The organism is Tolypothrix sp. PCC 7712, assembly GCF_025860405.1.
GTDB classification, from domain to species: Bacteria; Cyanobacteriota; Cyanobacteriia; order Cyanobacteriales; family Nostocaceae; genus Aulosira; species Aulosira diplosiphon.
The window spans coordinates 87,450-99,687 of record NZ_CP063788.1 but is presented as its reverse complement, the minus strand read 5'-3'; the positions used below and the strand labels follow the sequence as shown (position 1 = coordinate 99,687).

At 38.0% G+C, this 12,238-nt stretch carries 4 protein-coding genes; 1 reads left to right on the top strand and 3 read right to left on the bottom strand.

Annotation, left to right across the window (positions count from 1 at the left end; translation table 11 throughout):
• Positions 1 to 46 precede the first annotated feature (46 nt).
• Positions 47 to 10,102, bottom strand: a complete 10,056-nt coding sequence (locus HGR01_RS39015; RefSeq protein ID WP_045874306.1) for a DUF4114 domain-containing protein — start codon at positions 10,100 to 10,102, stop codon at positions 47 to 49.
• Positions 10,103 to 10,935: 833 nt separating this feature from the next.
• Here HGR01_RS39015 and HGR01_RS39010 point away from each other — a divergent pair.
• Positions 10,936 to 11,100, top strand: a complete 165-nt coding sequence (locus tag HGR01_RS39010; protein WP_155539644.1) for a hypothetical protein — start codon at positions 10,936 to 10,938, stop codon at positions 11,098 to 11,100.
• Positions 11,101 to 11,318: 218 nt separating this feature from the next.
• Here HGR01_RS39010 and HGR01_RS39005 read toward each other — a convergent pair whose 3' ends face one another.
• The gene (locus HGR01_RS39005) at positions 11,319 to 11,600 is read right to left on the bottom strand and encodes a hypothetical protein (protein WP_045874307.1); all 282 of its coding nucleotides are present in this window, start codon (positions 11,598 to 11,600) and stop codon (positions 11,319 to 11,321) included.
• Positions 11,601 to 11,768: 168 nt separating this feature from the next.
• Positions 11,769 to 12,140, bottom strand: coding sequence for a hypothetical protein (locus HGR01_RS39000; protein WP_045874308.1), 372 nt, complete (start codon positions 12,138 to 12,140; stop codon positions 11,769 to 11,771).
• Positions 12,141 to 12,238 lie beyond the last annotated feature (98 nt).

Sequence of the window (12,238 nt, the reverse complement as noted above, 5' to 3'; positions counted from 1 at the left end):
CTCTCATTAAAGAAATCGAAGGTGAGCGAATGCCCGAATTAATGTTTTAATTGGGCGCAGCTATTATTTGTAAGTAAAGTAAACCAGCTCCATAGCCCTGCTTAAAGCCTCCTCCTTTAATTGAGAGATTAACTGGTTTTTTAGTATATGGAGCATACTTTCCTGAAACGGGTTCAAATCCAGCACTTCTACTTAACTCAGGGTCGAAGAATTTGGCTACTCTATCTAGTTTATCTGGGAAGATATTCCACTCTAGCTTGACAATATCATAACCAGCTCCAGAGACAAATCCTTCAGCTAAGCCTTCTTTGTTATCTACACTTTCAAACCGTGAGAGATTATCTTCAATCTCTTTCATTTTCGCTTGAGTACGAGCAATAGCAGTACCCCATTCTGCAATAGGATCTCCACCGGCATTGACTATATCTAGAATATTGCCAATAAAAACTATATTGGTTGCACTGAAACCATGAAGGAAACCAATCAATGAACCTATGACTGAACCGGTACGTCCAGTTACAGTTTGACTTAATATGGATTGGTATTCCAGAGCAGCAGTCAAGCCAAAGGCATCGGTTGCATTTACTGGATCATTCCCGACATACCGATATAGGTTGAAATCTTCTCCTGCAAAACCTATTGGATCTTGACTGATAAATCGTCCCAAATTCGCATCATAATAACGAGCGCGGTTGTAATATAAACCAGTTTCACTATCAAATTCTCTACCTGCGAAGGTAAATCTATCTGCTGCACTGGGATTTGTTTGACTAAGAATTTCCCCAAAACTATCATAGTCAATACTGTTAACCAAATTACCCACCGCATTCACCATATCTCCGATAGTTCCTAACCTGTCAGTTAAATACCAAGAAGTACCTTCACCTGGACGATAACGAGCTATTAATTCATCAACATTTGCACCTTGTAAATAGCGGTTAATAATTTCTCCTACGGGATTTAATTCTGCCCATAAATTATCACCATCATTCACAAAATATGTGGTTTGACCGTTAACTGTTTTAGCAATGCGGCGGTTAAAGGCATCATATTTAAATTCTACAGATTGGGTTGTATTTCCACTTGTGTCTGTGTCTATAACTCCCACTAAGCGATTGCGGAAATCATAGTTATATATAGTTACCGTACCTGTAGAAATGTTAGTTTTGGTTGCTAAATTACCTTCTTTGTCGTAAGTATAGTTAAACTGACCATCGGATAATATTTGGTTATTTTCGCCTACTGTAAAACCAGTATCCGCCGGGTTTCCATTGGCATCGTAGGTATAATTTTTGTCAGGAAGTAAAGACCTGTCAGCATTACTTAACTGGTTAGCTTTATCGTAAGTGTAATTAGTGGTTTCTCCTTTGTAGGTTTCGCTGTTTAAGAAGCTTGCCAAATTGTAGTTATAGCTGTAGTTAGCTAAGGTAGAACCTGCACTATTAGAGTGAGTTATATCAGTTAACCGTTGTAGTGCATCATAATTGAAAGTGCTACTACCAACAAGCTGGGTACCCGCTAAATTAGAGAAGCTCTGAATTTGAGTGCGATCGCCTCTACTATCATAGGAATAATTTACGCGTGCTGGATCAATACCTGTACCTTGCCAAGTTTGGCTGGTTAGTAAGTTACGCCCATCATAAGTGGAATTAACCCGAACACCAAAATTATCACTGACAGATGTTCTATTCCCCGCCCCATCGTAAGCATAATTTAAATTGACAGGTGCTAATCCAGATATACCAGTTTGGCTAACTTGGGTGACTCTATCGCGCCTATCGTAGCTGAAACTAAATGTACTATCAATATCAGTTGCTCTGACCAAATTACCTACAGCATCGTAAGTGAAATTAATTGTCCGAACTGGGGTGCTATTATTGAGCCAATTTTCTTGAATGAGACGATTAACTCCATCGTAAGTAAAGCTACGCTGGCGATTATTACGGTCTGTAATTTGGATTAAATTATTGACCGCATCGTAGGCGTAGGTTTCTATATTACTCAATGGGTCAATTTTCTGAATTTGTCTGCCTAATGCATCATAAATAAAGCTGGTTCGATTTCCTAACGGATCAATTACCGCAGTTTGATTTCCAGCTAAATCATACTCAAACGAAGTTTTCTGATTTTGAGGGTCAATAATATCTGCAATTAAACCATCGGGACGGTAATTTGTAGTGGTTGTGCGTCCCAGTGGGTCAGTTTCACTAATGCGTCTACCAAGAGCATCATAACCAAACTCTGCTACACCATTAAATGGGTCTATTTGCCGAATTAAACGACCTGTATTGTCGTATTCAAATTTGAGTACATTGCCTAATGGGTCAATCACACTGCTAATCAGTTGACCATCGTAAATATATTTTGTTTCATTACCCAAAGCATCGCGTTTAACAATTAATCGCCCAATATCATCTGTAAAATACTCGGTTGCATTGCCATTTTCGTCAATTAAGCGACTAATCTGACCAAATTGATTGTATGCAATTTGTTGGGTACTACCATCTGGGAAAGTTACTTGAGTTGGTTTACCCAAGGTTGTACCGTCATAGCTAAAGGTGGTTGTATTACCATTAGCATCAATCAAACTGCTAACTCTACCAATATTGTCGTAAGCAAAGCGATTTTGTTGACCAGTAGCATCAATCAACTCAACTAAATTACCATTAGCGTTGTAAACAAAGCGAGTTATGCGTCCTAATTGATCAGTTTCTGATGTAACGGTATTAAATTGGTCATAATTAAATCTGCTAGTATTGCCCAAAGCATCAGTAATACTGGTGACATTTCCTCTAGTATCAAATGTCCGGGTTGTGGTAAAGCCTCGAGGATCAGTCACACTAACTGGGTTATTATTTGCATCATAAGTTGACCTAGTGACTGCACCTAACGGGTTAATAATCGCAGTAATGTTACCGCGACTATCGCGTATAGTTGTTGTGGTGTTACCCAGTGCATCGAGTTGGATGATAGTGGAACCAGTTGCGCTTACATCATAATTACTAGAGATAGTATTACCGAGAGCATCTTTAGTAGCTTTCACCCGACCTTTTGCATCATATTCGGTGCGAATAATTGCTTTACCTCGTGGATCAATAATTTGCTCTAAATAATTGGGATTTGTTAAATATTTATGTTGTGAAACAAGTCCTGCTTGGTCAGTAACACTAATCAAATTCCCCCTAGCATCATAACCATAAAGAATCACTTTCCCTGTGGGGTCTTTGATTTGGGTAATTCTTTTTTGGGTATCTCGTAAAAATTCAATGGAAGCACCTGTAGAACTGAAGATACCATTATCTTGAAAAGTTAAGGTATTGTTGTTACGGTCTTGAACTGCTTGCAGACCTTTAAATTGGTCATATTTGTAAGTTGTACCGTCTTTAGTAGTGAGTTTATATTCTGAAGGATTATAAGCAAAAGGAATTAAAAATAAACCAAAGCTACCATCTGACCTTTGTTGCAGATTAATATCATCAACTTCTAATTTGTCATAAACTCCAGGGTCAGCGACAAATCGGGGTTTCCAAAATGTGCCTAATAAGCTAGCGCCAGAAACCACGGGGTCAAAGGTGAAACCAACACGACGACCTTCAGGATTGGTTAAATATACTTTTGTCCCTACAGTAAAAGGATTTGCAGCAAATAGTGAGGGTACACCTTGTTTTTCTGCTGCTGTTAACGGTACTGATTCTTGAATTTTGGCATCTTTAACTCCCAAACTCCAACCAAAACCAAAGTCACTAGAAAAACTACTTTGGAGTGTGTCATAAACTCGGTTAACTTGAATGGGAATACCAGCCAGAGGTATAGATAAATCTGTTAATTCTAGACGGAAATTCCCAACTTTATTGTCACCAGAAACACCAAGAAAAACTCCTTGTGAGTTGATATTACCGCTAAAATCTTGGGCTGTGACTCGCAGTACATAGTTGCCATTAAATAATATAGTGGGGTCAAATTGACCGATTACCGCTTGATTAACATTAGTTTTACCTTCAGCAATGGTGATAAAGTCGGGGTCAGCAGCAGCTAGATTATTAATATCAACTAAATCTAAAGATGCGTAATCTACTCGATAAAATTCGAGATTATCGTCACTCACACTACCAACAATATCTGTAAGGTTAGTAATAGTTTTATTGGTTTGTGGACTAATAATTTCTACATTTGGTGCTGTGGTGTCGCTGGGGTCAAGTACGCGCAAAGATAAATCCTTTTTAACTATATTTCCAGCGCTATCAGTTGCAGTTGCGACTACTGAGAACACACCTGCTTGATTGAATTGTATAGTAGCAGAACTGTTATTGAGCGTAACCGGGTTGCCATCGATGGTGAGAGCAATATTTTCCACTGTATTATTATCTATAGCAGATATGTTGAAGGTGACACTTTCACCGATGTTCACAACATTGCTACTAAAGCTTAACTCAACTACAGGAACAACCCTATCTACACCGTCATCGACATTAATTTGAAAAGTTTGGGTAGCAGAACCGCCTTTAGTATCTTGTACTTGCAAGACAACATTAAAATTACCGATTTGCTCAGTAGCAGGTTGCCAAACTAATATACCCCTTGCGGAGTCTATAGCCATACCTGTTGGTTTTTCTAGCAATTCGTAAGTGAGAATATCACCATCCGGATCTTGTGCTGTAGCTTCATAGCGGAATAATTTACCTGTTTGGGCATTAGTAATTGGTGCAGTAATAAAGTTTGGTAATTGGTTCGGCTTGGTAGTATTTTGATTACCAAAATTACGATTTTCAGCAATTTCTCCTGCACCTAAATTAACTGTATAAAAACCAGGCACAGAACCAATACTATTAGGTAAAACTTCAACACTTACTAAGTCAAAACCAGGAGAAGTACCCAGGTTATCAACCCCAACAATCCTGACAGCCTGAACAGGGTCTGTAAAGCTAATGGAGGCTAGGTCAAGTCCTTGTACCCCAAGCTGATTAACACGACCAAGCAACTGAAAGTCTTTACCATTGCTGCTGACAAACACATCAGCACTTTCACCTGCTGAATCTTCTGGGTCAAAACTGCGAATGAAAATGTCATTGCCAGGCCCATCAATGATAGTTTCATCAGTAAATCCAACCGTTACATATGAGCCTTCTGGAAGTGCTAGCCAGTTGACTTGTGGATTAAAGCTAGTAATGGGACTGGGAGGAGGGGCACCTAAAACTACATTTGGATTAACAGGTTCAATCGTATAAAAACCATTTACAGAGGTGCCTTGCGGACGAGCGCTATTGGAACCGTAAGGTTCTGGCAATGGGCTAGGACTTTTACCGTTGGCGAAATACTCTAAGACTACATCTGCATAGCCATCACCTTTTTGAGTTCCTTGACCTCCAGGAAATGTTTGTGCATAACCATTGGGTACAACTTGACGGACTGTATAAGTATCTGGAAGCAAATTACTAAAGCTGTAATTTGTGTTGTTAGCAAAGCGATCGCTTTGAATTGTAACTTGATAATTACCTTCATTATCTTCATAATTACCTGGGCTGAGACTATTACCATCAGCTATACCCACAAATAGGCGTGTGGCTCCTTGGGGTGCGACAAATTGTTGAATTTGACTAGCTTCGTTTCTACCATCACCAATAAAGAAAACTTGCCCGATACTTGGTGTCAAAAATGTAAACTCACTGCCAATTCTTTGAAAGTTTAATTCGGTGGGAGGAGTTTGATTAACAGGGTTATCATCATCTAAAAATACACCAACTAATGAACCCATTCTGCCATTGTAAGCAGTAATTCCCTCTAACCCACGCACAGTATTTCTTAAACTATAACCATCTGGGTTAAACGGACTAAACCCGTTAGAGAAATTGACTTCACCACTGGCTGTAAAGCTAAATATTTCGTTTGGTTGAACGGTAATTGATCGGGGAAATGTTTCTGGTACTGAGCCTGGTCTTAAAGTTCTTCTTCTTTGCAGTGGGAAGGATGGATCGTTACTACCTAAAAGCGGAATTGTAATATCATCTCGACCAGCTAAGAAAATAGCATCTGTAGCTGCAACTGTGATGGAATTTGTGCGGAATTGACTCTGATTATTGGTTGTCTGGCTAGGTTCATCAGGGTCGAAAAGTCCATTATTGTTTAAGTCTAAATATACTTTTACTCCTGATAAAAAAGGTTCCGTCACATCTTGCCCTCTACCTAAATCATTAAAAGTACCTAATAATTCATCGGTTGTTTTAAAAATTTTGGCATTGGGGTCAATTGTCACTAAATCATCATCAACTGCATCTCCGTCATTTAATGTTGAACCATCTCCAACACCAAAAGCATATAATTTAATTCCCAATGCTTTGAGGTTATTAACTTCGTCGGTGATGGAACTCCCTAAAAGATTTTCACCATCTGATAGAAACACTAAAGTACCATTACCTGGAGTAGTACCGATAGTTTTGAAAACTTTTTCAGCTTCTTGTAATGCAACTTCAAAATTAGTTCCCAGGCGGGTATTAGTTCTTTCTATAACTTGTTCAAAATCTAAAACACCATTATTGTCATTATCAGCAATGGGGTTGGTTACTAACTGTGTACCATCAAGAGATGGATTCATATCTATAGAACTGACATCTCCAGCAAAACTAATTATGCTAACTCTCGCTGTTTCCCCAAGTCCTTGACGAATTAGCTGTTGATTGAGTGCATTTAAACCTGCTTTTTCTGCTTCGAGAATAGTAGTAAATCTTTGATTACCATTCAGCGAACCCTGGAAACTAAAAGCTGCACTTAAAGAAACATCAAATACAAAGACAATATCAGGATTTGCACCTTGAGCAAAGCTAGTATCTCTGATTCCATTCCCATTGAAATCATCCCAAATAATACCGCTAATTTTCCCCGGAACGGTATTTGATAATGTGAGGGTAAATGTTTGATTATCAACACCACCCTTACCATCTGCAACTTGTACATTAATGTTGTAATCTTCAGCAATTTGACTGTTAGTATTCCAGGAAATTAACCCTGTATTTTCGTCAATGGTCATTCCTTGTGGTGCAGTCAGCAGGGAATATTTCAGCTGATCACTATCTCCATCAATAGCATCTACATCATAAGTATACTGTTGGCGGGTTGTTGTGATAATGGGCTTACTGGTAATCACAGGTGCATAATTATCTGATGGTTGAGGATTAGCTAATTGTCCCTGAGTCAAAATTGTAAATACCTGCTCAACTTCACCACCCCGGTCATCTTTAACCAATAATTTTACTTGTTGTGCGCCTACTTGATTCGCTTGCGGTGTCCATTCAATTAAACCATCAGGAGAAATTGTCATTCCCTGGGGTGCTTGATTTAATTGGAAGTTTAAACCATCCAAATCAGGATTATCAGCAACGATTTGGTAAGTATAATTCTCTTCTACAGTTGCATTAGCACTAGGACTAGAAGAGATGCTAGGTAAGCGATTGGGGTCGATAATATTTAATTTAAATTCTTGAATATCTTCCCCACCTTTACCATCTACAACTTGCACTTGGAACGTATATTCTCCTGTTGCAGGTGGTGTCCAAATTAATTTACCAGTATTGGCATCAATTTTTGCGTCTTGGGGTGCAGATATTAAACTGTAGCTAAGAGAATCGCCATCCCCATCTATGGCTTGAAGTTGATAGAAATAATTCTGAGCATTACCAAAGTTTAATCCATCTTTGCTTTCACCATTATTTAATGTCAGACTATATATAGGTGATGCTGGTGAAGTTAAATTCCAAGCATCTTGAGTAACTTGTCTAACTTGATAGTTTCCTGCTTGGAGGTTGCTAAATTTATATAATCCCTGTTCTGTAAATGGGTTAATCTTCCCATCGTTATTGATATCAACACTGCGAGTAACTTGCATTCCGACAACTTCATCTGTAGCTGGGTTAACTAACTCAACCACAAAGCCATCTAAACCGGCTTCTAGATTTTTGATACCATTCCGATCAAAGTCTAAAAATACCTGACCTTGGATTTCTGCTAAACCCGCTTGAGTTGTGTCTAATGCAATTCCTTGAATTTGGGTGTTACTGTTACGCAGAATAATGTAATCAGTTTCTGGCTGACTAATAATTTCGGGAGCGCTGTTTCCTACTATATCGCTATTAGCAACATTGATATTAAACTGGATGTTTGTGGTGTTGCCAGCTATATCAATAGCAATAATTGATAATTTATATCCACTATTTGGAATATTAGTAAAATCAATTTCTTGGTCAAATGTGCCATCAGCATTAAACGCTAGAGGTATTTCTGGATAATTATCAAATCGATAACTTAGTGAGGCAATTCCTGAACCTGTACCATCAATTTTACCTGTCAGTCTAGCGCCTTTTTGTAAGGGAGCAATATCAATCGGGTTCGTCAGATTGATGATGGGGTTAATCGTATCGATGAAGATATTTAATGGTGAGGATGCAGGACTAATATTACCAGCAATATCAGTAGCGATCGCGCTGAAATTCTGCGTGCCATGATTTAACTCATTGGTAGTAATTTGCCAAATACCTGCGGTGTCTGCTGTGGTTTGACCCAACAGTACAGAACCACTATACAATTGCACCTTGGCTCCTACTTCTGCATTACCTGTAATTGTTGGAGTATTATCACTGGTAATATTGTCACTGTTGCTAACACCACTATCGCTTTCTGAGGCTAAATCTAAGGTGGGTGACAGCAGTTCGGTATTAACAGGCGAACCAAATTCATAATGAAAAACTAGGTCATTAAAATCGCGATCGCCTCCGTTAGTCTGATCCTCCCACGCCAGCTGATTGGATGATAGTTCTATAATATGGTCAAATTGATTTGGGTTGGCGCTAGGGAAAAAGAAAAAGGCTGAAGGCCCTTGATGAATTTGATTTTGGGGATTCTGGCTTAAAAACTGCTCACTTGTAGAATTTTGGATGAGATAAAAGCCAATATATGCTTGAGATGGCAGTTCTAAATTTTTTGCATATCCTTGAGTTTGACCGCTAGCAAACATAACTTGGCGAGATTTACTAGTTAAAGCAGCTTGCGCGTATCCTGGGTCTTGAGGCAAAAGATTGCTAATTCTGCCTGTGGGATCATCAACAATAAATAACCCTAATTCATTATTGAAGGCTGCTTCCCGTTGTGTCCAGGTAAATTTTGTGGCGACTTTTTGTCCTCTTTGTCCGGGAACAGTTATAGCTTTCCGCGATTCTGCAATAGTAAAGACTACATCATTAAAATCGCGATCGCCTCCTCCGGTTATATCTTCCCAGTTCAATTGCATTGAACCATTGTGCAATGTCTGCGTCAAAATATGGTCAATCTGGTCTGGGTTGGCATTACTGATTGAAAAGAATGCTACAGGCCCTTTGCCTATTTGATTCTGTGGATTTGATGCCAGCCATTGCTCTGTGGTGCTGTTTTGAATTAAATAAAAAGCGAGACGTTCGCCTGCTTTAAAAGTAAATTCTTTATGTGTACCAGCACTTTGACCTCTGGAAAATATGACTTGTCTTGTTGTACTTTGTAGAGCAGCTTGGGCATAATTTGTTTCCCCTGGTGCAATGCTGTTGACTCGCCCTAATTCATCTATAACAAATACACCAATTTCATTATTAAAAGTTGCATCTCGTTGTGTCCATTTAAAACTGAGTGTGGTAGATTCTGAAGTTTTTCCTGGCACAACAAAAGTATAGCCTGGTAATTGCTCAACTGGAGAAATTTGACTGATTGTTTGAACTAAAGAAGGTGATGAAGTGGTCAATGCATTAATATTATTGTCAGCAACAGATGCTAGTTTGACACTATCTAATTCTCCAACTAGTGGTTGTTCTTGGTATTGCTCATAAGTTAATAAATTAGAATTATCTTGCTGATTTTGGACATAGTATAGTTGTGATAAGGGAATTACACTATTATCGTTAAGCTTTTGTGTGACTTCAATATCTTCAAGATTATTTGGTAACAAAAGAGTTTGAGAACCGATTTCTGCTTTTCCCCCAAGCTTATCTAATAGACCCGTGAGCGGATTGAGTGACTGTTGGTCAATTAAGGTAATCTCAGCACCAGGAGGATTAAGGTTTTGATTTAGAATATTCTCAAAGTTGTTCATCTGATATAAATTTCAATAATAATAAATATTAAAAAATTACAATATGCCTCTGGGAGAACGACATATACAGTTCCCTCAGACTGATATATTTAAAAGAATTTTTGCAAACAATTTCAATCAAGCTAATAACAGAAATCAAAGCCAGGAAAAATTAGCTTGATTAAGACAAAGCTTAAAAAAGGCTAAACATTGATAACGTTTCTTGATGAAGATGCACCAAATTTTCAGCCTGTATTCGTTGTACCCCTATGCTTAGGACGCACCAGAAGACTTCCCTTACTCCACAGAAGAAACCGTAGTTTAGGGTAGGCAGGCTTTGTTCGATTAGATTTTGATAAATCTTAATACATTGTTTTACGTAAATACAACTAGGATATTTATGAACTTTGTAAAGTTCTTACAAAGAAACTATGTTTTAATTCTGAACAATTACTATGAGAGAGAATAAAAAATTTTACTACTAAGGGTCACCGTGCCTAAAAAGGAAAATCGTACGCTAAGAAGATTGCACAGCCGCGACCGAGCAGATTTGTTGCGCGGTTGAGGCTTGATAAATGCCCTCTACAACTGGCTTTCAGCTACAAAGTAAGAAACGCAGCTATCAACGTTTCTTAAACGGAATTTCAAGTTATGTCTCTATCTAATGAAATATCACTTCAGAGATACATGGCTGAAAGTATTGCTGTATAAAGCTTTCATCCTTAGCGTACGATTTTCCCGTTTTGGCACGGTGATGCCTACTACAGTATGGCGTAAATGAACGGTTTGAATTCGATAAATAAAGTTATCATAAATAGAATATAGAGATTGATTTAAATCTATGCCTGATACGAATGGCACTAAGAAAAGCTCAAGCTTTTCCGAAACTTCCAGCAGTTTCTGCTTGTTCCTCAGCCCGAAGCAAATACGGTTTCTTAGGTGCAACTGCACAGGCTGCACTGCCACCCGCTATGAACGAAAGAAACTATTTTGAGGCGACTAATGAACGGGTACATTAGAATTATCCTGACAGTTAAAACCGAACCCGCAATAGTATGTTGAGCCTGAGCGCGGAGCATGTTTCTGGGGCATTATGGCTATGACATTGGTGAAAGACAAAGTTTCCTATCCCGTTTGAAAGATTATCTATGAGTACATCCCTTTTGTCAGGACATCCATAATAACTGTTGAGTAAGCCATATATGCGATTGCCTACTTTTGTTCATAGCTTTAGCTTTCAAATACAAATTAATTCCCCAATTAAAGCTGCTGCTCGCTCTCCATATTTTTTAGTAACAGCATCTTTATATGGCAAGCTATCTTCACCCAAAAAGTCACGGATAAATAGAGAGAAGTTAAATCCTCTCTTTGAGTCAATATATTCTGCTAATTCAATATTAAACAACAATTTAAATTCATCTTCTCTTTGTTTGAGTGCTGAATATTTAGTTAAATTGTTGGCTTGGAAGATTGGATCTACTGCTTGATTAAACAGTTTTTCCATTAAGGCATCTTTCATATTTGATAATATTCCTCTGCATCAATATTACTTAAAGATATCAAAATATCTGTTAAAAGCGTTTTTATATATAAATAATAAAACCACATAAAATCTTCAACAAGAATAGAATATAAAACCTAATATCCACAGCAACACACCAGTAAACTTTATTGCCAAAAAACTGCCCTATTTCTGGTATACTATTCTATTATGAGAACTGTTTTCACATTTTTTAGCAAGTGCAACAAGAGTCAAAATTGACTTGACTTCATTATCCATCTTGCCATTAATCAGTTGCTTATATAAATATGTTGCCTCTTCTAGTGAAAAAGCTGATAGATTGGCAGCAGCATTCGCCTGATGGCCACTTTCCCAACCACCCATGTTAGAAAAAATATTGTACCGAACAAGAGGAAGATTTTCACCACCTACATTAAACCACACGCAATTACGCTCTCGATCAATATCAATCGAAATTATTGGAGAAATACATGGCCAAGATTCAACCAGCTTTGACCAATTTTTAAACCCGGCATGATTTTCACTGTTAATATTCATTTTTAATTTTCCTGCCTTTTATTTGATATTTAGGCAGTGTATTGTTCATTTATTTTTGTTTACTAATTGTTGCTATCTGACAAGTTATAAAGCCAGAT